The sequence below is a fragment of the Wolbachia endosymbiont (group A) of Dendrolimus pini genome (assembly GCF_964026835.1).
Lineage (GTDB): Bacteria > Pseudomonadota > Alphaproteobacteria > Rickettsiales > Anaplasmataceae > Wolbachia > Wolbachia pipientis.
Genome location: NZ_OZ034702.1, coordinates 1,086,135 through 1,111,206, shown reverse-complemented (window position 1 = coordinate 1,111,206; position 25,072 = coordinate 1,086,135). Strand labels below are relative to the sequence as shown.

Below are 25,072 nucleotides of genomic sequence, written 5' to 3'. Positions count from 1 at the left end.
ATTATAGTGATAAGTGATAAAGTAAAACAAGTCCTAAGCTACTACGAAAGTGAAAACCCTGGGGTAAAAGCAAATCTTACTCGTATTCTCATGCATGGAAAGCTTGGCGGCACTGGCAAATTAGTAATTCTCCCTGTAGACCAAGGGTTTGAACACGGGCCAATAAAAAGTTTTGAAGTTAACCCTGATGCTTATGACCCACATTATCATTTTCAGCTTGCAGTTGATTCGGGAGTAAGTGCATATGCTGCTCCACTTGGTATGATTGAAGCTGGTGCTTCAACTTATGCTGGAATGCTCCCACTTATTTTGAAACTTAATAGTTCCAACTCCTTACATTCGAAGAATCTGACTTCTGATCAAGCAATAACCTCTTCTGTGAAAGATGCACTGCGTTTGGGCTGCTTGGCTGTTGGATTTACTATATATCCTGGTTCTGCTAAGTGTTTCGATATGATGGAAGAAGCCCGTGAAATCGTAGCTGAAGCTAAATCTTATGGGCTTGCAGTAGTGTTATGGTCTTATCCACGCGGTGAAGGAATTTCCAAAGAAGGTGAAACAGCGGTTGATGTTATTGCCTATGCTGCACACATGGCAGCTTTGCTTGGCGCTAATATAATAAAAGTAAAACTTCCAACTAAATATTTGGAAAGGGAGAAAATAGAAACAGAAAATATTGAATCATTACCTAAAAGAATTGAATATGTTAAAAGATCTTGTTTTGCAGGAAAAAGAATAGTAGTTTTTTCTGGTGGCGAGTCGAAATCAGTGAATGACATATGCAATGAAGCGAAAGAAATTAAGCAGGGTGGTGGTAATGGTTCAATCATTGGACGTAACACTTTCCAACGCAAAAGGGAGGAAGCTTTATCTATGCTAAAAGATATAATGGATATCTACACATAAAAAACGGCTGGGTGGCAGAATGGCTTATGCAGAGGACTGCAAATCCTTTTATACCGGTTCAATTCCGGTCCCGGCCTCTTTCATTTTCTATATCTTGTAAAAGTTGCTCAATTCAACAGTAGCTTTAAGTGTGTAACCTATAGAGAAAATTATTCATAAGTAAAATCAATTTCTTTTCAAGTTATGGTTATACTCTTATAGCGTTTCATGGTAAAAAATAAACTAAAAATAAGCAAAGTGTTTTACAAAATGATATTACGTGATTTATTGTTTTTACTGCCGCCCGAAGTTGCTCACTCTTTGGCAATTATGGCATTAAAGAAAATACCTTATAAGAATCCTATAGAGCTACCAGAATCTTTGAGTGTGAATTTTTTTGGTAATAAGCTCAGAAGCCCCGTGGGTCTGGCTGCAGGTTTTGACAAGAATGCAGAAGTTATAAGGCCTATGCTTTCATTTGGTTTTGGATTTATTGAAACTGGTACTGTAACTCGTAATCCACAATATGGAAACAAAAAACCAAGAATTTTTCGGTTAATTAAAGATCAAGGGGTAATTAACAGATTGGGATTTAACAATAAAGGAATAGACTACTTTCTTAAACAAATAGATAAAACCAAGCTTGATGATTGCATTTTTGGCATCAACATAGGAAAAAACAGTACATCAAAGGACCAAATCAGCGATTATGTTGACTTAATAAAGATAGTATATGGAAAAAGCAATTATATAGTGCTGAACATCTCATCCCCAAACACGCCTAATTTACGCAATCTGCACAATAAGCAAGAATTATCGGAATTGTTGAAATCCGTAACTCTAACCCGGAAATCAATTGATAATTCTAAATCCATACCAATAATATTAAAAATCTCACCAGATATAGATCAGCAAACGAAAGAAAATATCGCTGAGCTTGCGTTGGAATATAAGATTGACGGATTAACAGTGAGCAACACTACGATCAGTCGGAATAACTTACATTCCCACCACAACGAGAGTGGTGGGTTGAGTGGCAAACCGCTGTTTAAACTTTCAACCGAGTTATTGAGCGATATGTACAAACTTACTAAGGGCAAAATATTGTTGGTAGGATGCGGAGGAATCTCAAGTGGTGCTGATGCATATAAAAAAATAAAGGCAGGAGCTTCTTTGGTGCAGTTGTACACTGCTCTCATATACCACGGACCTCAAGTTGTAAACAAAATTAATCTAGAACTTGCAGAACTAATAAGGAGAGATGGATTTAGTAACATTAGTGAGGTGGTGGGTTGTATACATTAAGCATCTTCTCTGTCACCTAAGTAGCCGACACTGGAATAACATCGATGAATCATTATTCAAATAATGGTTATGCAAGAAGTCTATTAAACTGTATATTTTGGAAGTTGTTGGTATTATTTTAATAAAACAAAACTAATTCTTTGGTATAAAGGTGTGGTAGGAAGTGTTATTCTTTTAAATAATGGGTATGAAGAGTTTGAATGATGCAATATCTAAGATCATTGATTATAAATTTACAAATTATGCAATATTAGAAGAGGCACTAACTCACCCAAGCGTAAATAAAAGGAATAGCAAAAACCAGATTGTAAGCTACGAAAGACTAGAGTTTTTGGGCGATAGTGTTTTGAATATGGTTGTATCTGCCACACTGTTTAAACTATTTCCTGAAGAAAAAGAAGGAGCATTGGCAAAAAGAAAGACGGATTTAGTTTGTGGCAATACCATTGCTAATGTTGCTAAAGAAATAAAATTAGGCAGCTTTATCATCATGAATAATAGTGAACGCTGCAATGGAGGGAGATGTAACTTAAAAAATTTAGAAAACTCGCTTGAAGCACTAATAGGTGCAATTTATATTGATGGCGGGCTTGAAAATGTTGAAAAATTTATTATCCAATATTGGGAAAAGCTAGCTAAAGGCATGCTTGACCCCCCTCAAGATCCTAAAACCTCACTGCAAGAGTGGACTCAGAAAAACAAATTGCCTTTACCAGAGTATGAGCTTGTAAAACAAACTGGACCAGCGCACAATCCTGAATTTACTATATCAGTTTGCATAGAAGATTATGGTAAAGTTTCTGCATGCGCTTCTAGTAAAAAGATTGCTGAACAAAAAGCTGCTGAGTTGATGCTAGAAAAAATTGGAAAAGACGCTTCAGTTTAGGCAAAATAGGCATTAATGTAAATTTTAAGGAAGCTAATAGCGTTTAGGGTAAATGGTCAATTTAAGGAGAAGCATAGTATTATTCATAAAAAAGTTGATCTACCAAAAATCAAGCCTTATGTAGTGGAATATCAATGGCTGTTGTCGGAGATGCGGAAAAAAAGAAGTAGCAAGTTACCAAAAGGTGTTATGCCAGATACATTTGGTCCAAGAGTTGTTTTGTGAAGTTGACAGAGTCAAGGAGAATGAAAGTTTTAAAAAATAGCATATTTTTTAATTATAAAAATTTGATATTAACTGTTGTTGGTTGATTGAGTAAAAACCAGTGAATGGTCACGTTAAAACATATTTTTAAATTTCTGCCAAAATCCTGGTTTATTATCATTAACCTTTGTAAATGTTATATTTAAACTGTATTTCGGATCATTTGGCACGTCGTATTTTATGCTAAATGTTGAAACTTTATCGTTATTGTAAATATGTACATCATCATATGATAGCTTTGTTGTGTAACACTTTACATACTTTTGCTTATCATGCACTAAATCACCTGACTCCCTTTCTAGTTCCACAAATTTCGTTTTTTTCTGACATTCCTTCATTTTTATTAAATCCTTATCTAGTGATATTGAAACTGGCAACGTATTTCCAGCATATTCTTTAGCTAAAAGTTCACTTTGAGGATACATTTTTATTTCCCTGCCAAAATGTGAGTCTATGAAATTATTACTCCAAAATTTATCGCCAGAATGCACGTACTCATCAGTAGCATACGGCACCCCACCATAATTGCATTGAACTTTGTAATCTCCAACACCGTTGTTTTGAAAAAAATCATGAATAGCAGTGTAGCTACCGGCAGCATCATTTATATAATCCATTACTTTATTCCTTAAATTTTTAGTTCATTATATCATAATCATTATGCCAATCAATCAAAAAAGCTCTCCCTTGCTGTTTTTAAAACTGATTTTGAGCAAGCGCTCTCGATTAGTTGGGAGCGTATTTGTAAGATTGTGACATTCGTGCCTCCCAGTTTTTCACATACTGCTGAATCAATTCAGGATAATCTGTAATAATTAATAAATTTTCAGCATTTCCTTTTTTAGCTGTCTTACTAAGGTTAAATGACCCTGTGATGACTTTTTGATTGTCAACAATCATTATCTTATTATGAGCAATCTTTGGCTTATCATCGATCCAAATTGGTACTCCACCTGAAAATAATTCATTTATAACACTATATTTTGAGTAGAGTTGCGATTTATCTAAGATGACTTTAACATCAACACCGCGTTCTTTAGCATTAATCAAAGATTTTGCAACTGTTCCAAGAGTAAATGTATATTCTTGAACTAAGATAGATTTTTTAGACTGATCTATTACGTTGATTATCGGTACAGCACAATCTTCTCCAGGTGAAAAGCAAACCGTAGCTTTTGGGCAGGGCGAAAATATAAAACCCGCATAGTAATACAGAGAAAAACACATTAACAAGAATAAAAAGTGAAAAAGCCTCACAACAACCCACCCCCGGATATACGGCGATAGGCTACATTATAATTTAATCACCTGTCAATAGACTTCTTGCATAGTTTTTGGCAACAACCGTTAGAAACGAAAAAACTTACTTGACAAACTCCGCCAGCCCCCTTATCATGAAACTGAAGGTATTCAGTTATCTTCATCTGTGCAGATTAAACAGCAAGAAAACAACGTAGTTGGCGTCTTATTTTTAATTTTTTGCACTATGTGCACCTTATGTCTTCACAATATTTCTAGGTTTTTACCTACACAAGCTGAAACGCGCTTATAAGTCGTTTAAGACAGTATAGTACGCCAATTTGCAGGATTAGGGAGTGACAACTAGCTAACACGGGTTTTCTTTTGCCTTTTTTTCTGCTTAGTAAATTTCTTAAACATTTAAACTAAGGTGAGTTGCATTTAAAAGCAGCTAAATTGCAGTGTTTAAGACTTAAAAAACGCCAATGTTCTAAAATAGATATTAGCTGGGGCTTCTTTTGCCTTTTTTTTCGCTTGGTAAATTTCTTAATGTTTATAGCTAACATGAAGCTAAGTACGAACTTTGTTAAATACAACAAATGGTGTCATCCCAGTGCTCCTTTTTTTGTCATCCGAGTAGCTGACACTGGGATCTATTTTGCATGTAACTCCAATTGTGTTTTGGCATAAAACGCGACGCGTATTAGACTTATTTGCAAGCAAAGCTTGCTAGATCCAAGTAGTCAGGGCACTGGGATGACATCATAGGGACACTGGGATGACACCCTGACAATCGTCATCCCGCTACTTGTTAGCGGATGAGATACCGCGGCGGTATGACGGTTCGTGGCGGTATAATGAAGCTTGAAAGCGGATCACCTTTCACGACCCGTGTTTACTTCATTCACTTTAGGAGTATTAACAGGCGTTATTGCCGAGTTCTCAAGCTTTGTTGCCTGCTTCAAACCCTCGCTTACACTTTTGTCCTTTAAAATTTCATCAAGCTGCTTACTCTTTTGTTGCTCTTCGTTATTTGACGTATCTCTTTGAGCATCTTCTTTCATGCCACGAGCATTCTCTACATCCTTTTCACCTTCACCTAAAAATTTTTCTAATATTTTCTTAACAAAGCGCTTCAGAAGACTCAAAAACCCTTCTTCTTTTTGATTTTCTTGTGGTTGAGGCGTGTTATCTTTTTTGTCCGGCTCAGTGTTGAGCTTCTCTTTTACAGAACTCTTGCTCACTGAGGGATTAACGGTTTGTGAATCGTGCTCTGATGCTGTTTGCACAGAAGCTTCAGTAGTCTTTTTTTGTGTATTATGTTCAAGGTCTTTAACTGCTGTTGTAGTTTTTCTCGGAGTGTCTTGGAATTTTTTGTCACTTTTTGGCTCTGCAACTTTTTCACTTGTGAAGATGCCCTTCCCTTTATATTGTTGGTCAAGCTCAGCAATTCTTTCAAAATCTTGACGTACTTTTTCATCTGCACGTCCTTTTTGACTTTCAAATTTCTGACTCAATTCTGCAACGTTTTTCATTTTGTTCTCAAGCTCCTTACTTTTCACAGCTTTTAGAGCCTCTGTTCCTTTTGCGATATAATTAACCTTCTTTTCTAATGAGGTACCTTCTGGAAAAGCACCTGGAGAACGTTCAAAAACATCTTTAAACTTTTTTTCAACACTTTCTTTAGATGTCTGGGCCATACCTGTTACCTATTAAAACATATCATATAACCAGTATGTTAGCTAATTATATAAAAAACAGTTAACATAACTTGTGGTAGAGCGTCCTATTTATATTTTTTTTATTAAAATGTTATTTACTTATTAATTTAAAATATATAACAATATAGAAATGAAAAACAGCCCATTAGCAGTAGTATTCGATTGGGATAATACCTTAGTTGACACTCAAGATAACATTTTTAATGCTATTAAGCATACCATAAACTCAATGGGGTATAGTAATAAAGCTGCTGATAGAAATTCCCATGAGTCGAGAAAGAGCTATATGGTCAATTTATTTGGCGATCAGTGGAAAAAAGCGAATCAGATATATCAACAATATTTAGATGATGCACTATTGCAAAACATTGCTTTGAATCAAGGAGTAGAGAAAATGTTGCAGACACTGAAAAGCCACAATATTTATCTAGCAATAGTAAGTAATAAGAAAAATACTAATTTACGTAAAGAAGTTGCCTATTTTACTAGATTCCTACTTTGAAAGAGTGGTTGGGTCATGCGATACTGCAGAAGATAAACCATCTGCAACCCCACTGCTATTTGCATTAGAAGAGAGTACGTTGCCTATAAATAGAGAAAATGTGTTTTTCGTTGGTGATAGCATCACAGATGTTCTGTGTGCACAAAATGCCAATTGTTTACCTATTATATACGGTCAATCAATAAGCGGTTATGAAGATTTGTTATGTTTTCAACATTTTGATAAACTTACAGATTTTGTAATAAAGTATTTAGAAGATAGGTAATGACCGCTGTTACAGAGATTGCCAGTATAACAAGACGCTTTTGCGCATATTTGATAGATAGAGCAATTTTATTAATTCCAAACTTATTAATCAGACTATTGTTAAAGAATTTTCCGTTAATTTCATCTATGTGTATAGATTGCAGTTACTTCACATATTTTATATCTTCAAAAGCCCAAGCAACTCCTGGTCAGCAATTAATGAACATACATACCATAAGCTTGGACGGTTCTAAAATAGATTTGAGTTTAGCATTTGATAGAAGCATTTCTCAGTTTTTTCTTTCTCTATTATATAACATAATAGTTATCCTTATCGAGCTTTTCCAAGAACAGGACGTGTTAATAAACGCTTTCGATATATTAATAGTGCTACTCACTATATTAACGGTGCTGCTCACTCTCTGCTGGTATCTAGTTGCTTGCTTCTCTAAGAAAAAACAGACATACCACGACATGCTATTTAATACGGTTGTTATCAAAGGAACTATTAAATGAGTTGCTATAACTATCGTTATCATATAAATTATGCTGATGAATTGAACTAAGGGAAGATTATGAATGAAGAGATAGTAAAACATTTGAACAAATTATTGACCAATGAGCTGACTTCTGTACGCCAGTATCTTTTGCATTTTGCGATTCTCAAAAACAATGGAATTAATAGACTTGCAGAAAAGGTAAAAAATGAGCTTAACGAAGAACTTGAACATGCAAACAAGTTGGCAGAAAGAATTTTGTTATTTAAAGGAGTCCCAAATTTTCAGGATACAAACGAAATATCAAAGTATGATGGAAAGTTTACAAAAGACACAATACGGAAAATCTTAGAAGCTAATTTGAAATTAGAGGGAAAAGGTATTAAGGATATCAAAGAAACGATTTCTATCGCTGAGAAAGAAAAGGATTTTGTTAGTGTAATGTTATTAGAAGAGATGTTAAAAAATGAAGAAGAGCACTTTCATTGGATTGAGAAACAGATCGATCTTATTGAACTAATGGGTGTTGAAAACTATTTAAGAACACAAATATAGAGTGTTAAAAAAGATAGTATTTATTTTAATTATACCTTGCTCACTTCTTTTTTTATTAGGGTTATGGCAAATATTCAGATTGAACTGGAAGAATAATATTATTAAAAGTATGAGTCTTCCAGTGGTTCATCTATTGCCCAATAACGACCTTGAAAAATTTAACTATAGGCATGTCAAGATTGATGGGATTCTAAGTGACATAGAACTATATGTTTTTGCAGGGCAACACGGCTATCACGTGCTGTCTCCTATGTTGCTCACCACTGGACGTTACATGTTGGTGAATAAAGGAATAGTCGGAGAAAAAAAGGAGAAAAAAGTAAAAATTGAAAAAGTAGTTGCAGATGGAATTTTATATTGCGATAGCAATAAAAGTAAAAATTGGTTTATCAAGAACGATACTGCTTCGAATATATGGTTTACCCTGAGTACAGAAGAAATTTCCAATGAGTTAGGTATTAAGCTAGAGAAGTGTGTATTGTGGCCGAACAATTTTGGCAGCAAAGTAGCTATACAGCCAATGAAGCATTTGGAATATGCAATCACTTGGTTTGCACTTTCCTTAATTTGGTTGATTATGTGCGTAATTTACTATAGGCAAAACCTCAATAAAGCTTGAAGCTTTCTGTACATAAAATTAGAGAAGTAGTTATTCATCTTTATCACTACCAAGGTCTTTTAACATACTGTAATTGCCTTTTCTGAATCTACTTTTTAAAAACGTAACTCCACTTTCGCTAATACCACTAAGGCTCAGTGCAGCTCCACCTAGCTGCAATCCTATCTCAGATGTTTCAGGAATAATTTTACTAGCTCCTAGATCTCTATAAACCTCCACATTACTCAGATCTGGTAAGCGTATTACAATATTTACATGCGGAAAATTTGCTGCAACTAAAGAAACAACTTTTTTTATAGTAACTTCATTCTTTATTGAAATAACGAGAGCTTGAGCTCTTTCTATTCCTACCGATTTTAAAATTTCACATCTTGTAACATCTCCAAGATATATAGGAAAACTATCACTTTTTCCTTCTTTGACTATTTTCGATTGAATATCTACAACAACGTAACTTAAATGCTCTGCCGTAAGCATTTTTGTTACCATATATCCCACTCTACCAAATCCAGCAACTATCACATGGTTATAAAGATCTTGTGTATCTGTTTCAACAGCTTCATCATCTAATATTGTTTTCTCAGTGCTAAATGAGTTTGCTATCCAATCTCCAAGCCCCGATAAAAGAGGAGTGAAAGCCATGGTTACTGTAGTTACCATCATAAGTACTTGAGCGATTTCACTTGGTAGCACATTTAGCTCATCTGCTAAGCGAAACAAAATAAACGCAAATTCACCGCCTTGTGAAAGCAGTAACCCAGCTTGTATAGCAGGTGCACTCTTAAACCCAAAAAATCTACACAATATATATATAATAGATGTTTTTAAAACGATAAGGATAATCGATAATAAAGTAATTAGTGGTAACTTATTGAGTAAAAGTTCGGTATTGATGGACATACCAACAGTCATGAAAAATAAGCCAAGAAACAAATCTTTAAATGGCAATACTGCGTGTTCTACTGAGTGTCTATATTCTGTTTCTGCAACTAACAATCCAGCAACAAATGCACCTAATGCTAACGATAAATGGAATTGCTCAGTAATAAATGCTGCTCCTAATACTATTAAAAGCGTTGTTGATATAAAGATCTCATTACTTTCCATTTTAGCAATAACCGAAAATAAAGGTCTAAGCAATAATCTACCAGTTATAAATATCAGCACTAATGCAATAGCTGCTTGCACCAATGAACCTGCCAATGAGCTTATCAGGCTGTGCTCAGAATTGCCAGTAAGTAAAGGTACCAATACTATTAATGGTACCACTGCAAAATCTTGCATTAATAGCACTGCTATCGACAATCTACCAACCTGACTTGCTTGAGAACCTTTTTCTTGCAGAACCTGCAACACTATTGCTGTTGAGGATAGCGCAAGCCCACCACCAATAACTGTTGCTATATTCGTATTCACTCCGAAAGCAAGAGCGATGCACCATATTGCTACCATGGTAACTATAACTTGAAGAGAACCGAACCCAAATACATGAATACGCATAGCGATCAGGCGTTCAAATGTCAATTCAAGGCCTATAATGAATAATAGAAAAACTACACCAAATTCTGCAAGATTATCCATTGCTTCAGCTGAGTGTATCAGATTAAATCCGTGAGAACCAATAACTGCACCTGCAACGAAGTAACCAAGCACTGGACTAATATTCATTTTCCAAAATGCTATGACTATAAACACAGCAGCAGAAAGCAAAATTATAATATCAAACAAATGCTGAGAGCCACTGTGCATGATATTTAACCTGTAGAATTAGACCATTTAATTGAGCAGCCAATACTTGATTTTTGGTCAATTGGAGAATTACCAGTTTCTGCAATAAATTTCATAGCTTGAAATAAGTCACTACTTCCTACTTCATAGCTTTGAACCTTTTCTTTTTTTGTGTCGTTAAAACGTCCACGATAGCAAAGGTTTAAATTGGAATTAAAGCCGAAAAAGTCAGGAGTGCAAACAGCCCCGTATTCTTTAGCTATTTTCTGTGTACTATCAATTAAATATGGAAATGTAAACTTATTTTCCTTGGCAAAATTAATCATATTTTCAAAGGAATCTTCTGGATATTCATTTACATCATTTGGCATTATTGCAATGGTGTTTACCTGATAATCTTTTTTCAATTGATCAACATCGCTTACCAGATTGCTAATAATTGACTGAACGTAAGGACAGTGATTGCATATAAACATTATAATAAGACCATTTTTTCCACAACAGTCACTTAATGCATAATATTTATTGTCTACTCCCAAAAGATTAAAATCTTTTGCAGTAAAACTAAAATCGACTTTAGGAGTATTCAGAGCAACCATAGACTATTATTATACCACATGTAATTTACGGTCTTATTATTTAAATGTCAAACGGTTTCTATGTATACTGTTTGCATATTCTTTTTTAGTATTATAATTATAAAACTTATGTTCATAACTTTCGAAGGAATAGACGGCTCTGGTAAAACAACACAATCTAAGCTACTTGCAAATCATTTTAAGCAAATTCACGGCGAAAATAATGTGGTATTGACTCGAGAACCAGGTGGTACTGATTTTGCAGAAAAGATAAGAGGAGTGTTGTTAACAAATAATATTGATCCTATTTCTGAACTCTTGCTACTTATCTCGATGAGGCACGAACATATGAAAAAATTAATATTACCAGCTCTTGCAGAAGGAAAAATAGTGATTTGTGATCGGTTTATTGATTCAACTATTGCATATCAAGGATATGGGTTTGGAGTTGACTTAGGGCTAATAAGGGACTTACATAAGCTAGTGGAAATTAAATATCCAGATATTACATTCATTCTAGATATTGATGTTAAAGTTGGGTTAAATAGAGCAAAAGACAAGAATAAATATGAAGAAATGGATGTTAATTTTTACAATAAGGTCAGAAAAGGATTTCAGGAAATAGCCATAAAAGAGCCCGTTAGGTGCAGTGTTATCACTGGAATTGAAACAAAAAATGATAATCACGTACACAATGAAATTATTGATAAAATCACCTAGCTTGTGATAGAAAATTATCAATTTCAGGTAACATTATTTCATATGAATAACTTTTTGTTTGAGTAGCTAAAAAATCCTGTATTTTGTCTGGATCTTCTTCACTTATCATCTTATATGCCCTTGCGAGGTTCATTAATTCACTTCTATTTTTTTTATTGCTTACTTCAGTAATAGTAAAAAATTGATCAAAATGGTCTAAGAGGTCTTTATTTTTTATTGAAGACACAATATCGTCAATTTCTTTCACATATAATGCAAGTTTGTGTGCTTTACTACGATCTTCAAAACAAAGATTAACAAGCACGTTACGAAACCTATCTTTCGTAGTACTTCTCACTTCTGCTAATAAGGACTTAATATTTTCTTGGCAATGCACTCTCTTTACCGATTCAGCCGGTTCAACCATACCAAGAACATTCTTTACCAAAGATTTTTCTTCACAACTAAATATGAACATGTAATAACCCATCGATAAAGTGAAGAGCAAGAACATAGCCGGAAGTAAAAACGGAGCTAATACATTTTGTGACGCAGGGAAAATAAACCAGGTAACAGTTGCTATTGACACAGTTACAAATAATCCTGATAAACATAATTGTGCTTTTCTTCTATAATTCTGATCAATAACTGTACTTACACCAATAGAAGCTATATCAATCATTACTCACACCTCATTAAACATTAATACTAACTGAATGATAGCATTATTGTGATGAAAATGCAATATTATGAATATTTTAATACAATTTATATTGACAGTTACAATTCTGAATGTTTTATTGCAGCGTTAGCTGATTAGCATTTTTAAGATGAGGTCAACTCTCATAGAGAGAGGATTTTTTTATTTTCTCATTCTTCTCATTTTCCTCTCTAACAATTTTTTTTCCATTTAATATGTCCTTTATTTCATCTCCTGTTAAAGTTTCAAACTCCAGTAGATTTTCGGCAATGAGATCTAAGCCTTTCTTATGCTTGGTCAAAATGTCTTTTGCTTTTTCATAGCAAGAAGATACAACTTTCTTCACTTCTTCATCTATAAGTTTTAACGTATCTTCAGAAATTATCTCAGAACCATGTATGGTTTGTTCGCGATTGTGATAGATCGGGCCTATTTTGTCACTCATTCCCCATTTTGTTACCATAGCGCGTGATAAATCAGATGCTTGTTTTATATCCGAAGATGCACCGCTTGTGACTTTATCGTAGCCAAAAATTAGCTCTTCTGCCACTCTTCCACCCATTGCAACAGTTATATCTGCTAGCATCTTTTCTCTTGTGAGGGACACTCTATCTGTTTCTGGTAGTCTCATAACTAAACCGAGTGCCCTACCGCGTGGAATAATTGTTGCTTTGTGTATAGGATCAGAAGCAGGCATATTAACAGCAATCATCGCATGACCAGCTTCATGGTATGCAGTCAGTCTCTTTTCCTCTTCTGTCATAATGAGAGATCGCCTTTCTACGCCCATCATCACTTTATCACGTGCATATTCGAAATCATCCATGGTAACAATCTTCTTGTTTCTTCTTGCAGCGATAAGTGCAGATTCATTCACCAAATTTGCTAGATCAGCCCCTGAAAAACCTGGTGTTCCTCTTGCAACTGTTTTCACGTTTACATCTGGTGCTATTGATATTTTCTTTATATGAGTATTTAATATCTTTTCACGCCCATTTATATCGGGTAAAGAAATAGTAATCTGTCGGTCAAAACGACCAGGTCTAAGCAGTGCTGGATCTAAGACATCCGGACGGTTAGTCGCAGCAATTATTATTACACCTTCATTAGACTCAAAGCCATCCATCTCAACTAATAACTGATTTAATGTTTGTTCTCTTTCATCATTGCCGCCACCAAGACCAATGCCACGATGTCTACCCACCGCATCTATTTCATCTATAAAAATTATACAAGGAGCATTTTTCTTGCCTTGATCAAACATATCACGAACACGACTTGCACCAACACCCACAAACATTTCAACAAAATCAGATCCAGAAATACTAAAGAATGGCACATTAGCTTCTCCTGCAATTGCACGAGCAAGTAAAGTTTTACCAGTTCCAGGAGAGCCAATCAAAAGGCACCCTTTTGGTATTTTTCCACCTAATATTTGAAATTTTTGCCTTTGTTTAAGAAAATCAACGATCTCTACTAGCTCTTCTTTTGCTTCATCAATTCCGGCAACATCATCAAATGTTACTTTTTTTCCACTAGTCATGAGTCTAGCCCTTGATTTGCCAAAGCTTATAGTTCTGTTGCCCCCCGCTTGTGTTTGTTTAAGAAAGAATAGCAAGAAGCCAATAAAGATAAATGTTGGGACCCATGAGATAAGTAATCCACCAATTACGTTCATGGCAGAATCTCCAGTTGAAAAGGAGAATCTCACTTTTCTATCATGTAAATTTTTTATTAGGTCGCTATATATGACACCGCTTGAATTGAAACTTGAACCGTCCCTGAACTTGCCTTCAATGCTCTGGTTTTTTATGACAATATTTTCTACATCATTGTCTTCTAGTCTAGTTAAAAATTCCGAAAAAGGTATAATTGTTTTACTTTTACCTACATTTCCGCTGAACTGAATATAAGCAACTGAAATAAGAACAATAATTACTAACCAGATCAATAAGCCTTCTAAAAATTTTTTCATTTCTATTTCTAACTAAATACTAATCAAGCTTACCAAATTTTGTTTTATCGTGCTATTAATAATGCATTGAACCTTATCGTCATTGGTATTTTTTCCGTTATAATTTACATCAGGATAAGCAAGCACCTTTCCATCTTTTAGCACTACAGGCAAAGAATAGAAAACTTCAGGGCAGCAGTTGTAATCCTTCAGAAATTCAGGAACTTTTTGTGTTTTTTTTAATGGAGCGATGATAACTGAACACTCTTGATTTCCGAGTATTGTGCAGCTAAATCTGTTATCCCATTGAGTAGGTTCATTTAAAGGTAGGTTTAAGGTAATTTCTTGTATCTTTGACGATTCTCTAATTATCAAGATATTTTCTCCATGTTTTCTTATTTTACACCCAGAAAGTGTACAGTTAACATTACTATCCTTTTGCAATATTTTATTAAATATTACGATAAGGCTGTTGTACCTTGGTTTATAATGTTTACTGGCAATTGCCATTATGGAGTAAAGAAGAAGCCTCAAGGCTATTTCCTCTGGCAATTGATAAAACTCACTTAGTTTAATTTCAATATAACCAAGATCATGCACATTAACGCAGTCATTAAACGCAAGGCGTGTGTAGTGCATCAACGCTTTTGCAGCTCTTTTCATATGAAGGGCTGTGAGGCATATTCGCTCTGTTAAAATCTCTTGATTATCACTTGCTTTAAGTAAGTTACGGTATAAAGTTCGCCTGTATTTTAAGTCATAGTTGCTTCTATCTTCGATCCATTTTAACCGATGAAGCTTAGCGTACTTTTCTATTTCACTACGACTAAAATTTAACAATGGCCTAAATATATAAATACCATTTAGGAAAGACTTGTAGTCCATTGATGATAATCCATCTACGCCACTACCTCGCTCTAATCTTAACAAGAACGTTTCTGCTTGATCATCTTTGTGATGAGCAACAAGTAAATATTTAACATTATTATTTTTACACCACTCTGCTAGTAACTTATACCGTGCTTTTCGTGCCTGTAACTGAATATTGCCTTTAATATTTTGCTTCTCCCAATTTAATATGAACGATTCCTTTGCTCCAAGTTCCTTTGCATAACTTACAACAAAATCAGCTTCTTTTTGAGACTCTGGACGTAACCCATGATTTACTGTTAATGCTGTAGGAAGTGAAAGCTTGTTTTTTTTTGCCCAGTTAGTCATTAAGTGCAGTAAGACTATACTATCTACACCACCTGATACTGCAACTGCAACTTGATTGTTATAGAAAGCAAAACTATTAACCACATTTTGAAATAATAACTCTAATTCCATTATGTCTCTTGATGGCCAGACAGGTCAGATCTCTTACGTCATACCGCGACTTATTTGTGGTATATATAGATCCCGCTAACAAGCAACGAAATATGACAAGTTTGTCCTTTTTTGTCTACCCCAGTGCCCTTTCTTTATGTCATCCCAGTGTTTGACACTGGGATCCAGGTTTTAATGCAAGAAACTATTTCTTTATTCCAGAAAATGAAAATTCCACTCTACGATTTTTAGCATGCTCTTTTTCATATTTAGAATTTCTAGAATCATCTTTTACATTAACCAAAGGCTCAGTTTCACCTTTAGAAGCAGTTTTTATTCTGTTTTCTATGTAGGGTGTACAACTAACCATAAATTTTTTAGCTGCATCTGCCCTTCTAGCGCCTAGCGCAAGATTATATTCATGAGAACCACGGTTGTCAGTGTGACCAGTTAAAGTAACCTTCGCGTTAGGGTTATCTTGTAACACCTCCATTACGTCAAGTAATGCATCTGCACTTACTTCAGCAATACTAGATTCATCATAACCAAAGAAAACTCTTTTATCACCTATCTGCTTAACAACAGAATTTATTTTATTTGTTGTATTTGCTCCTTTTTTTGGGCAAGAACTTACACCAGTAAGTAATAAACAAAAACAGCACATTATAACCAGTCTACTCCACATTACTAAACCTCCATAAATTTTAAATAGTGCGTAACTTTAATTTCAGTAGCTAATATCTCTCCATATTGTAATATAGTCAAGAGAAATAAAATACTAAATACTTTTTCTACAACCTTACAATTAATTTTCCTATAATATGCTGGACTCTGAGTAGAAAAATCCAATAAAAGAATAAAAAGTACAATTTTTTATTGTACTTTAAGCAAATATACTTTTAACTTTATTATTAATCTATTACGGTATTAAACAGATGTTTTCTAAAATAATGAACAAATATGCAATCTTATAAGTTTTTAGAGGAAGTATTATATAGGGTAAAGAATATCGAAAATACGCTAAAAGTACTAAACCAAAGCCAATTGAATATAGAGGACAAAGTTGAACAAATGAGTCTTCTAGAAGAAATCAGACATGAAATTATCTCTCATGACGCAATAAAGGAATCATTAGCAGATGCTCTTGGTAACAAAAAAAGTGCAAATACTCAGCAGCTAAAGTTAATAGAGAGAATACATAAAAGCAACAGTGCTGTTCCTATTGATTTAGTAAAGTCTTTATCCAAAGCTAAGGTTGAATGCCAAAATTTATGGAAGCTATCTCATTCTGAAACCAGTAACTTAGAAAAACTAAAAGAACGTTTTACTGATTTAATCACACTCATTCGCGAAGTAGCTTCTATAAAATCGCAGCAATTAAAATGCTCAAAATACGACTCACTGCTTGCTGACTATGACTCTGATATCACAGAAAAGAATATAAGGGAAGTATTCCCCAAGGTAGGCAAATTTTTTAGCGAAAATGTAGATAAAATAATTGAAAAGCAGAAAAAGGATAAGGTTACTAATATACAAAAAGTTGCTACTCAGAAACAGATTGAACTTGGCTCATTATGTTTACAGCAAATGGGTATTGCACTAAATGAGATTCGTACTTCTTATTACTACCCTATAGATTATGATGAATCTGATTTTTGTTATGGTTTATTTTCACTTTTACGGCATAGTGGTTATGCAATTTATCAAAAATGTTTAGCGCAAAATTCTATAAGTAGTCCAATTACGAGACATGTTATGTATGAAACTCAAGGGTTATTCATGGAAAGGATGATTGGAACATCCAGAGAATTTATTGAGTTTATTCAACCACACATAAAAGAGAAATTTGCTATAAAAGGCAAAACTAACGAGAAAGTTAGCAGTGTTGAAAATTTGTACTTGATTTTCAATGAAATAAACCTTTCTTCTTTTTTAAAAAATGCAGATGAATTTAGTCTGTTAGCTCATATTATGTTGAGAACTAGGTTAGAACAAGATATAATAAATGGTACATTGGAAGTCAAAGACCTGCATGATGCGTGGCTGGAAGGTATGAAGCACTATAAAATTCCAGTAAAAGCTGAAAATGAGCTAAACACTTATTTTCAAGATGAATATTGGGCAAGCGGTGTTATGGGCTACTTTCCTATAAAAATTATTGCTTTAATTGCTGCTGTGCAGATTTTCTCTTGCGTTAAAAAGAATCATTACGAATCATTAAGTGCTATAATAAAAGGAGATTTTAGTTTACTTATCAGTTGGTTATCTCAAAATATATACAGTGCAAAGTGTGGCCTGGAACTGCTAAAAAAAGTAACAGGTAAGGGTTTAGACGTTGAGTGTGTTACTTACTACTTATCTGAAAAGTATAATTTGTCTTAATAAATGGTTTTCTTGAGTTATGTATGAATTTTGTTCGAAAATTAACCGGAAAGTTTTATAGCCTTTTCACTTTCAAAGGTTTATTCGCTAGCGATATTGCTATAGATCTTGGCACTGCAAACACTTTAGTTTATCAGAAAAATCAGGGAATAGTGCTTGATGAGCCTTCAGTTGTAGCAAGAATAAAAGAAAAAGGAAGCTACGTTCCTTATGCTTTTGGTAAAAAAGCTAAAATGATGCTTGGAAAAACGCCTGGAGAGATAGAGGCGATAAGGCCCTTAAAAGATGGAGTCATTGCTGATTTTAAAAGTGCGGAAGAAATGCTAAAATATTTCATACGCAGTGCAAACACAAAATTCACTGTTAATAAACCTAATATTATCATATGCGTTCCATCTGGATCCACGCCAGTTGAAAGGCGTGCTATACAAGATGCAGCAGAAAGTGCTGGTGCAAATGAAGTATTTTTAATTGAAGAACCAATGGCTGCAGCAATCGGAGCTGGGCTCCCGGTTACCGAACCTGAAGGTTCTATGATTGTTGATATAGGAGGCGGTACAACTGAAGTTGCAATTATTTCTTTAGGTGGAATTGTTTATTCACGTTCTGCCAGAGTAGGTGGCGATATTATGGATGAGGCAATAAAGTCATATATTCGTGAAAATCATAAATTATTAATCGGTGAAACAACCGCTGAGAAAATTAAGAAAAGCATAGGTTCAGCCAGTCTGCCAGGTGAAAATAACAAAGAGGGAATGATAATTAAGGGCAGGGATTTAGTGAGTGGCATGCCAAAAGAAATGCTTTTATCAGAATACCAAGTTGCAGAGAGTTTAATAGAGCCTGTACATCAGATAATTTCTGCTATTAAGACTGCGCTGGAGAGCACTCCACCTGAACTTTCTTCTGATATAGTCGATAGAGGAATAGTTTTATCCGGTGGTGGTGGATTATTACGTAATCTAGGTAAAGTTATCAGTGAAACAACAAAATTACCGGTTCGTGTTGCAGATGACCCACTTTGTTGTGTTGCCTTAGGTAGTGGAAAAGTGCTTGAAAACATGGATTATTTTGGCCATGTTTTATTCAAGCAAGATTAAATTATTTTTGAAGGTAGTTTATCGAATTGTTTTGATGGAATTATGTAATATAAATGAGATCCCAGTGTCATGCACCAAGTAATTTGAAGGCAACTTCTAGCAGAAAAGGGTGTCATCCGAGTAGCTAACACTGGGATCCAGGAAACTTGATTACAAATAAATATGCTGTTTTAATGAATTTGTGTAATAGAAGCTAGATTCCAGTGTCAGCTACTTTCATGACATCATCTACTATGTAAATTGCCCCCAAATCAAAACGTTTGCACAGTTGTATGTTGGAATGACACAAGATTTGCGTTTATAAATTAAGGCGATTATGCTAAAAGAATTTGAAATTGAACCTCTGCTAAAAGATAAAGCTCCGCACCAGACCAAGGCTATTGTTGCAATGTCCGGGGGAGTTGATAGCTCGGTTGCTGCAGCACTGCTACATAACCTTGGGTACCAGGTGATAGGTGTAACTCTTCAGCTATATGGCACTGATGGCAATGCTAACGCAAGAAAGGGTGCATGCTGCGCTGGACAGGATATTTATGACGCTAAGCGTGTAGCTGAAAGTGTTGGCTTTCCTCACTATATTTTAAACTATGAGGAAATATTCAAAAAGGAAGTAATAGAGGATTTTGCGAGTACCTATATGCGTGGGGAAACTCCCATACCATGCGTGAGATGTAACCAAACGGTAAAATTTCGTGATCTATTGCAAGTTACAAAAAATCTTGGTGCGGATGTGCTCGTAACAGGACATTACGTGAGAAGGTTAGAAAAAAATGGTGAGGTAAAGTTGTGTAGAAGCATTGATAAGAGTAAAGATCAAAGCTATTTTCTGTTTGCTACAACAAAGGAGCAGTTAAAGCTTTTGCGATTTCCACTAGGTGGGTTCTATAAAAGTGATATAAGAAAATTAGCAAAGTATTTCAGCTTACAAATTTCTGAAAAGCCGGACAGTCAAGATATATGCTTTGTTTCCGAAAGCTATAGTAAAACAATAGCTAAATTAGCTCCACAATCTGTACAGAAAGGTAAAATAGTGGATGTTAATGGAAAAGTGCTAGGCGAGCACAGTGGCATAGTAAATTTTACAGTGGGGCAAAGAAAGGGCTTGGGTATCGCACACAATGAACCTCTTTATGTGATAAAAATTAATACAGAAAATAATGAGGTTATAGTAGGTCCGATCAACGTATTAATGCAAAAAAAAATATTGATCAAGGAGTTAAATTGGTTAGAACAACCAAAGGAAGGTATGGAAGTAACTGTGAAGCTGAGATCATCACATGCGGGAAGTTTAGCAACAATACATTCAACTGACGAAAAAAATAAAGCCTGTGTCATTTTAAACGACGATTACTTTGGCATCAGTCCTGGTCAAGCCTGTGTAGCGTATAAAGATGAGCAAGTTATCGGCGGTGGATGGATATGCTCTTAACTAAAAGCTTTAATGCAGAGTGTAAACATACAATAGACTTCTTGCATAACCATATAACAGAAACGAAAAAACTTCCTTGACAAACTCCGCCAGCGCCCTTATCATGAAACTGAAGCTATTTATTTATCTTCTCTGTACAGATTAAATGACAAAAAAACTCACGTATCTGGCGTCTCATGTTTAATTTTTTGCACTATGTGCACCTTATGTCTTTATCAAATTTCTGGGTTTTTACCTACACAAGCTGAAATACGCTTATAAAGCATTTAAAACATTAAAAAACGCCAACTTAAAAAATGGATAGTGAATAACTAGCTACCCTAGGGTTTCTTTTGCCTTTTTTTCTGTTTAGTAAATTTCTTAACGTTTATAATTTAGATTAGTTGCGGCTTAAAAGCAGCTAAATCGCGGTTATTAAGTGTTTAGAATAAAAAAACGCCATACTTGAAAGTATAATGTAAGTAATTAGCCAACCACGGGGCTTCTTTTGCCTTTTTTTTCATTTGGTAAATTTCTTAAATATTTATGGCTAAACGACAACCGTCATCCCGCTAGCGGGATCTCTTGTTAGTGGCTGAGAGATACCGCGAATGAATCGCGGTATGACGGTTCGCGGCAGCATAAAGATAAGTCTCGTCATCCCACTGCTTGTTAGCGGGATCTGGAGATACCGCGGCGGTATGACGGTTCGCGGCGGCATAAAGATAAGTCTCGTCATCCCGCTGCGTGTTAGCGGGATCTCTTGTTAGTGCCGCGGCGGTATAGCTATACCTTTTTCTACTTAGTTTGGGTTATGCAAGAAGTCTAATAACATTTATTGCTATTTTGCCATGTATCCCTTATACTATAAAGTAGAACATTATAGGTTTCAGCAATGATAAAAGAAATTGAAGAACTAATAAAAATTGTTGGTAAGGGTAATTTATTAGAGACGTTATTTATTTTTTTAGGTAGCTTTCAACATGCTGACTTAGGTCGTTTTATGGATCACAGAAATCATTTTGGTTTGTCTGAATTCATTAGAAAAAAAGAGGAACCATTAGATAAATATTTTAACTTAAAATTTAGTCTACAAGGGCTGTTTTTAATTTATGCTCAAGCTTATCAAATTCTAAGTGAAAACAATAACCTGAATACTAAAGATGTCATAGATAAAATATATGAAGTTATTAAAGGATCTGAGTTAAATGAATATATAAATGAAGTAGTAGATGGAAGAAAATTAGATTTACTTAACATCTTAGCAAATCCAAAGAGAGAACCAATATTTAAAACAGAAGAAGATTTTGAAAATAAAGTACTCATTGGTCTTAGAAAGTTACTAAGTGAAGGAAATACATTAAACAAATATGACAGAGAATTTGCATTAAATAAGTGCGTTATCAGCAGCTATTATTCCATTCATGACATAAAAGCAGATAAAGATATAGCATTGTTCTTTTCTTTGGGTGGTCACTATAAAGAACTTTCGTCATCTAACAAAACAGTAAAAAGAGAAGTATTAGAGATATGTGAGAATCAGTTAATAGAGAGCTATATAATGTTCTTAGCTGGCAAACTACACATGATCGGATTATCAAGTAGAGATAAATATACAATCGACCATGAGAATGTGGATCGGCAAGAGAAAGCATTGAAAATGGATGGATTAATATATCCTATAAATACAAAAAACACCCTAGAGCAACTGTTAAAAAACCAAAATAGTGATGAATTTGAACAATTAATAACGAGCCCTGATAATATATACTACTCAGTGCTGCAAGAAGAGAATGAATGTAGGCCAAATCCTATCACCAGCAAGAAAAAAGAAAAAGACCATAAAAACACAGTCTGTAAACTTATTTTAGGTATGTTTGTATTATCTGTTGGGTTATATGTTGCTGATTATTTCTTTATGGAGCAAAAATTATTTAATCCAATAAAAGGTGTCCTACCACAGGATAATTTTGCTAATCTAGTAATTGCTGCAGTGCTTACTATCGTAATAGTATATGCTTTATTTCAATTATCACAGGAACCACCACTTTCAACAGTCAATAAGATGACGAATGAAAATTTAGGACAGCCCGTGCAAAATAAGTTTAGAATTACATAAATGTAGCAACTTAAAAGCATATATTGTATAATCTTAAGTTAAGAGGTGATTTATGGATTTAAGTAAAATAACAGCGGGACCAAATGCGGTGAATGTGGTAATTGAAATAAGTGCAAATGCTGAGCCTGTAAAGTATGAATTTAATAAAGAGCTTGGGTTGTTACAAGTTGACAGATTTTTATCTACCTCAATGACTTATCCTTGCAATTATGGATTTATACCAAATACCTGCGCAGGTGATGGTGACCCTGTGGATGTTTTGGTGCTAACTCAATTTCCCTTAGCATCTAGTGTTTTAATATCGGTACGTCCAATAGGCGCATTACTCACTAAAGATGAAAAAGGAGAAGATGAGAAAATATTAGCAGTGCCTGTTTCCAGTGTTGATAGCTATTATGACAATATAAAGGACTATTCTGACTTATCTAAAAGCCTACTAGATAAAATTACTCATTTCTTTTCTCATTATAAAGATCTAGAAAAGGGAAAAACGGTAGCAGTTGGAGAATGGGTTGGTGTAGAAGAAGCAAAACAAATTGTTGCAAGCTCTATTAAAAGCGGAAATTAGTTTTTGTTGATTTATAGCTAAAGTGGCTCTACGATTTGAAAAATAACAAATTCGTCATTCCGCTACTCGTTAGCGGAATCTATACCGCGCACAACTGCACGAACATTGCAATATGGCACATAGTAAACGATGTCATCCCAGTGCGTGACACTGGGATGACAAGAAAGGGAGCACTGGAATTTTTGTTTCAGCATTAGCCATGCATCTGAACAGATACAAATATTGCAATTAAAAGCATTAGACAGGTGGTAGAGGTCTTGGTATTATATAATCTTTAGGTTCTAAATTTGGAAGGGTGGCCGAGCGGCTGAAGGCGGCGGTTTGCTAAACCGTTATACGACCCAAAAGTCGTATCGAGGGTTCGAATCCCTCTCCTTCCGTATACTGTTTTTAGCACGGTTTAAATTCGCTATATTAGCATGTTTTTAGCCTATTTACCAGCGTACCTGATTTTGTTGCAATGGTTTTTATTTCCATTGTCACTGAGATCACTATTAAAAAGTTGGCTAGCATTGACTCAGTATTTATTATAGAATTGGTTATTAACTAAACAACTTTACTTGTATGTATAAAATACTAATTTTACTGTTGATAGTGTTGCCACTTAGGTTGCTTGCAACCGAGATTGAAATTGTTGCAGATGTAAATGGTGAACCAATTTCAAATTTAGATATCGAAAAACGCATCAACTTTATAAATTCATTGTTTGGCACTCAAAGTGTTAATCAAAAAGAAGCAAAGCCTCAAATTCTTAGGGAGCTAATAGACGAAATTATCATTATCAATGAAGCACAGAGGCTGAATATAAAATTGAGCAACGAGGAGTTAGATAATGCTATTATGTTATTTTTAACCCAAAGTTTTAAACTTAAGGCTAATGAAGTTGATCAATACATAGAGAAGCATAATATAGATCTTGGTATTTTAAGAAAACAAATAAAATGTCAGTTACTGTGGAGCAAAATTATTGAAGTAAGAATTGTGCCATTTATTAATATAAGCGATAAAGAAGTAGATGATGTAAAAAGGCAAACAGAAAAGCCGGATTATCTTATCACGTTCCAAGAGTTTATAATTCCTGATCAAAAAGACAAGGACGTTTATGGTATAGCTGAAGATTTAGTAAAAAAATTACGCAACAGTAATAACCCAGAATCTCCAATAAAGATGCGTAAAGCAACAGTTAATTTAAGTCAGCTAAAAGGAAAACTCAAGAGCGTTTTAGAAGGATTAGAAACCAGCGACATAGCAGGTCCATTCAGTTTCAGTGAAGGTTACTCCGTTATAAAAGTAATAGATAAAGTACAACTTAATCATGCACTGCTGGAAAGCACTTTAAAATTAAAACAGATTGTGGTTGAAGGTTCAGAAAGTTTATTAGATAATCTCAAGGAGCAAAAAGTTAATTGTTTAAATTTTGATAAATTAGCAGATAATTTTAAGCTGCCAAACGCAAAAGAATTTGAAATAAAAATGCGAGATTTAAATCCTGATTTACAGATTTTATTTAGTAAAACAAGTGTGAATGAAATAGTAGAATTGAGAGAAAATGGCACTGCAAAGTTGATGATGTTGTGTGATATCAAGAGTAATGTAGCGGGTATAGAAGCAATCAAACAGAAAATGTACCAACAAAAGATTATGATACAAAGCAACTTGTTATTAGATGATATGCGTAAAAATGCAGCTATCAGTTATCGGTATAGTTGAAGTCAGAGAGTGTCCTTGTCTCTGTCTTTGTGTATAGAACTATATAAATTACTTTGTTCTATAAAATTTCAAAAAATTTGAACAAATGTAGTTAAAATA

General features: G+C 34.5%; 23 protein-coding genes, 2 tRNA genes and 1 pseudogene. 17 read left to right on the top strand and 9 right to left on the bottom strand.

Annotated features, from left to right (window positions below; translation table 11 throughout):
- The first annotated feature begins 9 nt into the window (after positions 1-9).
- The 4 genes from AAGD66_RS05510 (at position 10) to rnc (ending at position 3,076) form a co-directional block, all read left to right on the top strand.
- Positions 10-906, top strand: a complete 897-nt coding sequence (locus AAGD66_RS05510) for a class I fructose-bisphosphate aldolase (protein ID WP_264724270.1) — start codon at positions 10-12, stop codon at positions 904-906.
- A gap of 5 nt (positions 907-911) precedes the next feature.
- A tRNA-Cys gene (locus AAGD66_RS05505) sits at positions 912-983 on the top strand.
- A 130-nt stretch (positions 984-1,113) separates the two neighbouring features.
- Complete coding sequence (locus AAGD66_RS05500) at positions 1,114-2,190, top strand: quinone-dependent dihydroorotate dehydrogenase (RefSeq protein ID WP_151807528.1); 1,077 nt, start codon at positions 1,114-1,116, stop codon at positions 2,188-2,190.
- Positions 2,191-2,377: 187 nt separating this feature from the next.
- A complete protein-coding gene (gene rnc, locus AAGD66_RS05495; protein WP_006279914.1) occupies positions 2,378-3,076 on the top strand; it encodes a ribonuclease III in 699 nt (232 codons plus the stop codon).
- 338 nt (positions 3,077-3,414) lie between these two features.
- On the opposite strand, the gene AAGD66_RS05485 is transcribed toward rnc, so the two are convergent.
- From AAGD66_RS05485 to AAGD66_RS05475, 3 genes are all read right to left on the bottom strand, one after another.
- Positions 3,415-3,957 (bottom strand): hypothetical protein, encoded by a 543-nt coding sequence (locus tag AAGD66_RS05485; RefSeq protein WP_006279913.1) that lies wholly within the window; start codon positions 3,955-3,957, stop codon positions 3,415-3,417.
- Positions 3,958-4,066: 109 nt separating this feature from the next.
- Positions 4,067-4,597, bottom strand: coding sequence for a phospholipase D family protein (locus AAGD66_RS05480; RefSeq protein ID WP_015589462.1), 531 nt, complete (start codon positions 4,595-4,597; stop codon positions 4,067-4,069).
- An 857-nt stretch (positions 4,598-5,454) separates the two neighbouring features.
- Positions 5,455-6,279 carry a hypothetical protein gene (locus AAGD66_RS05475; RefSeq protein ID WP_264723808.1) on the bottom strand — a complete coding sequence of 275 codons (825 nt, stop codon included), beginning with the start codon at positions 6,277-6,279 and terminating at the stop codon, positions 5,455-5,457.
- 151 nt (positions 6,280-6,430) lie between these two features.
- Here AAGD66_RS05475 and AAGD66_RS05470 point away from each other — a divergent pair.
- The 4 genes and pseudogenes from AAGD66_RS05470 to AAGD66_RS05455 all read left to right on the top strand — a co-directional run bounded on the left by AAGD66_RS05470 (position 6,431) and on the right by AAGD66_RS05455 (position 8,719).
- Positions 6,431-7,067 (top strand): annotated as a pseudogene (locus AAGD66_RS05470) (HAD family hydrolase).
- Positions 7,067-7,564 (top strand): RDD family protein, encoded by a 498-nt coding sequence (locus tag AAGD66_RS05465; RefSeq protein WP_265024536.1) that lies wholly within the window; start codon positions 7,067-7,069, stop codon positions 7,562-7,564. Before AAGD66_RS05470 ends, AAGD66_RS05465 begins: the two are co-directional and overlap by 1 nt.
- Positions 7,565-7,623: 59 nt before the next feature.
- Positions 7,624-8,100, top strand: a complete 477-nt coding sequence (gene bfr / locus AAGD66_RS05460; protein WP_077188433.1) for a bacterioferritin — start codon at positions 7,624-7,626, stop codon at positions 8,098-8,100.
- Between the two features lies 1 nt (position 8,101).
- The gene (locus tag AAGD66_RS05455) at positions 8,102-8,719 is read left to right on the top strand and encodes an SURF1 family protein (protein ID WP_265041019.1); all 618 of its coding nucleotides are present in this window, start codon (positions 8,102-8,104) and stop codon (positions 8,717-8,719) included.
- Between the two features lie 30 nt (positions 8,720-8,749).
- On the opposite strand, the gene AAGD66_RS05450 is transcribed toward AAGD66_RS05455, so the two are convergent.
- The gene (locus AAGD66_RS05450) at positions 8,750-10,468 is read right to left on the bottom strand and encodes a monovalent cation:proton antiporter-2 (CPA2) family protein (RefSeq protein ID WP_264723801.1); all 1,719 of its coding nucleotides are present in this window, start codon (positions 10,466-10,468) and stop codon (positions 8,750-8,752) included.
- Between the two features lie 5 nt (positions 10,469-10,473).
- Complete coding sequence (locus AAGD66_RS05445) at positions 10,474-11,046, bottom strand: thioredoxin family protein (protein WP_006279694.1); 573 nt, start codon at positions 11,044-11,046, stop codon at positions 10,474-10,476.
- Between the two features lie 108 nt (positions 11,047-11,154).
- On the opposite strand from AAGD66_RS05445, the gene tmk reads away from it, so the two are divergent.
- Positions 11,155-11,745 carry a dTMP kinase gene (gene tmk, locus AAGD66_RS05440; protein WP_182309943.1) on the top strand — a complete coding sequence of 197 codons (591 nt, stop codon included), beginning with the start codon at positions 11,155-11,157 and terminating at the stop codon, positions 11,743-11,745.
- On the opposite strand, the gene AAGD66_RS05435 is transcribed toward tmk, so the two are convergent.
- The 4 genes from AAGD66_RS05435 to AAGD66_RS05420 form a co-directional block, all read right to left on the bottom strand.
- Positions 11,738-12,406: a hypothetical protein gene (locus AAGD66_RS05435; RefSeq protein WP_010081999.1), complete on the bottom strand. Its 669-nt coding sequence runs from the start codon at positions 12,404-12,406 to the stop codon at positions 11,738-11,740. The genes tmk and AAGD66_RS05435 overlap by 8 nt on opposite strands.
- A gap of 154 nt (positions 12,407-12,560) precedes the next feature.
- Positions 12,561-14,399, bottom strand: a complete 1,839-nt coding sequence (gene ftsH / locus AAGD66_RS05430; protein WP_012673393.1) for an ATP-dependent zinc metalloprotease FtsH — start codon at positions 14,397-14,399, stop codon at positions 12,561-12,563.
- Between the two features lie 12 nt (positions 14,400-14,411).
- Positions 14,412-15,707, bottom strand: coding sequence for a tRNA lysidine(34) synthetase TilS (gene tilS, locus AAGD66_RS05425; RefSeq protein ID WP_007548788.1), 1,296 nt, complete (start codon positions 15,705-15,707; stop codon positions 14,412-14,414).
- A 184-nt stretch (positions 15,708-15,891) separates the two neighbouring features.
- Positions 15,892-16,371: an OmpA family protein gene (locus AAGD66_RS05420; protein WP_182309861.1), complete on the bottom strand. Its 480-nt coding sequence runs from the start codon at positions 16,369-16,371 to the stop codon at positions 15,892-15,894.
- A gap of 275 nt (positions 16,372-16,646) precedes the next feature.
- Between AAGD66_RS05420 and AAGD66_RS05415 the strand changes: the two genes are divergently transcribed.
- The 8 genes from AAGD66_RS05415 (at position 16,647) to AAGD66_RS05380 (ending at position 24,973) form a co-directional block, all read left to right on the top strand.
- The gene (locus AAGD66_RS05415; protein WP_010963135.1) at positions 16,647-18,068 is read left to right on the top strand and encodes a carboxypeptidase; all 1,422 of its coding nucleotides are present in this window, start codon (positions 16,647-16,649) and stop codon (positions 18,066-18,068) included.
- 23 nt (positions 18,069-18,091) lie between these two features.
- Complete coding sequence (locus AAGD66_RS05410; RefSeq protein ID WP_007548791.1) at positions 18,092-19,168, top strand: rod shape-determining protein; 1,077 nt, start codon at positions 18,092-18,094, stop codon at positions 19,166-19,168.
- Between the two features lie 316 nt (positions 19,169-19,484).
- Positions 19,485-20,597 (top strand): tRNA 2-thiouridine(34) synthase MnmA, encoded by a 1,113-nt coding sequence (gene mnmA / locus AAGD66_RS05405; protein WP_264723799.1) that lies wholly within the window; start codon positions 19,485-19,487, stop codon positions 20,595-20,597.
- An 874-nt stretch (positions 20,598-21,471) separates the two neighbouring features.
- Complete coding sequence (locus tag AAGD66_RS05400; protein ID WP_208571592.1) at positions 21,472-22,695, top strand: hypothetical protein; 1,224 nt, start codon at positions 21,472-21,474, stop codon at positions 22,693-22,695.
- A 52-nt stretch (positions 22,696-22,747) separates the two neighbouring features.
- Complete coding sequence (gene ppa, locus AAGD66_RS05395; RefSeq protein ID WP_209473293.1) at positions 22,748-23,263, top strand: inorganic diphosphatase; 516 nt, start codon at positions 22,748-22,750, stop codon at positions 23,261-23,263.
- Between the two features lie 35 nt (positions 23,264-23,298).
- Positions 23,299-23,460, top strand: coding sequence for a hypothetical protein (locus AAGD66_RS05390; RefSeq protein WP_010963140.1), 162 nt, complete (start codon positions 23,299-23,301; stop codon positions 23,458-23,460).
- Between the two features lie 92 nt (positions 23,461-23,552).
- Positions 23,553-23,643: transfer RNA gene (locus tag AAGD66_RS05385), tRNA-Ser, on the top strand.
- 184 nt (positions 23,644-23,827) lie between these two features.
- On the top strand, positions 23,828-24,973 hold the full coding sequence (locus AAGD66_RS05380) for a SurA N-terminal domain-containing protein (protein ID WP_264723798.1): 1,146 nt from the start codon (positions 23,828-23,830) through the stop codon (positions 24,971-24,973).
- The last annotated feature ends 99 nt before the right edge of the window (positions 24,974-25,072 follow it).

Coding starts and splice junctions, on each gene's coding strand:
- AAGD66_RS05415 (WP_010963135.1), top strand. CDS start 16,647: ATGCAATCTTATAAGTTTTTAGAGGAAGTATTATATAGGGTAAAGAAT.
- AAGD66_RS05465 (WP_265024536.1), top strand. CDS start 7,067: ATGACCGCTGTTACAGAGATTGCCAGTATAACAAGACGCTTTTGCGCA.
- AAGD66_RS05435 (WP_010081999.1), bottom strand. CDS start 12,406: ATGATTGATATAGCTTCTATTGGTGTAAGTACAGTTATTGATCAGAAT.
- AAGD66_RS05475 (WP_264723808.1), bottom strand. CDS start 6,279: ATGGCCCAGACATCTAAAGAAAGTGTTGAAAAAAAGTTTAAAGATGTT.
- rnc (WP_006279914.1), top strand. CDS start 2,378: ATGAAGAGTTTGAATGATGCAATATCTAAGATCATTGATTATAAATTT.
- bfr (WP_077188433.1), top strand. CDS start 7,624: ATGAATGAAGAGATAGTAAAACATTTGAACAAATTATTGACCAATGAG.
- AAGD66_RS05445 (WP_006279694.1), bottom strand. CDS start 11,046: ATGGTTGCTCTGAATACTCCTAAAGTCGATTTTAGTTTTACTGCAAAA.
- AAGD66_RS05450 (WP_264723801.1), bottom strand. CDS start 10,468: ATGCACAGTGGCTCTCAGCATTTGTTTGATATTATAATTTTGCTTTCT.
- AAGD66_RS05400 (WP_208571592.1), top strand. CDS start 21,472: ATGATAAAAGAAATTGAAGAACTAATAAAAATTGTTGGTAAGGGTAAT.
- AAGD66_RS05485 (WP_006279913.1), bottom strand. CDS start 3,957: ATGGATTATATAAATGATGCTGCCGGTAGCTACACTGCTATTCATGAT.
- tmk (WP_182309943.1), top strand. CDS start 11,155: ATGTTCATAACTTTCGAAGGAATAGACGGCTCTGGTAAAACAACACAA.
- ppa (WP_209473293.1), top strand. CDS start 22,748: ATGGATTTAAGTAAAATAACAGCGGGACCAAATGCGGTGAATGTGGTA.
- AAGD66_RS05410 (WP_007548791.1), top strand. CDS start 18,092: ATGAATTTTGTTCGAAAATTAACCGGAAAGTTTTATAGCCTTTTCACT.
- ftsH (WP_012673393.1), bottom strand. CDS start 14,399: ATGAAAAAATTTTTAGAAGGCTTATTGATCTGGTTAGTAATTATTGTT.
- tilS (WP_007548788.1), bottom strand. CDS start 15,707: ATGGAATTAGAGTTATTATTTCAAAATGTGGTTAATAGTTTTGCTTTC.
- AAGD66_RS05420 (WP_182309861.1), bottom strand. CDS start 16,371: ATGTGGAGTAGACTGGTTATAATGTGCTGTTTTTGTTTATTACTTACT.
- AAGD66_RS05500 (WP_151807528.1), top strand. CDS start 1,114: ATGGTAAAAAATAAACTAAAAATAAGCAAAGTGTTTTACAAAATGATA.
- mnmA (WP_264723799.1), top strand. CDS start 19,485: ATGCTAAAAGAATTTGAAATTGAACCTCTGCTAAAAGATAAAGCTCCG.
- AAGD66_RS05380 (WP_264723798.1), top strand. CDS start 23,828: ATGTATAAAATACTAATTTTACTGTTGATAGTGTTGCCACTTAGGTTG.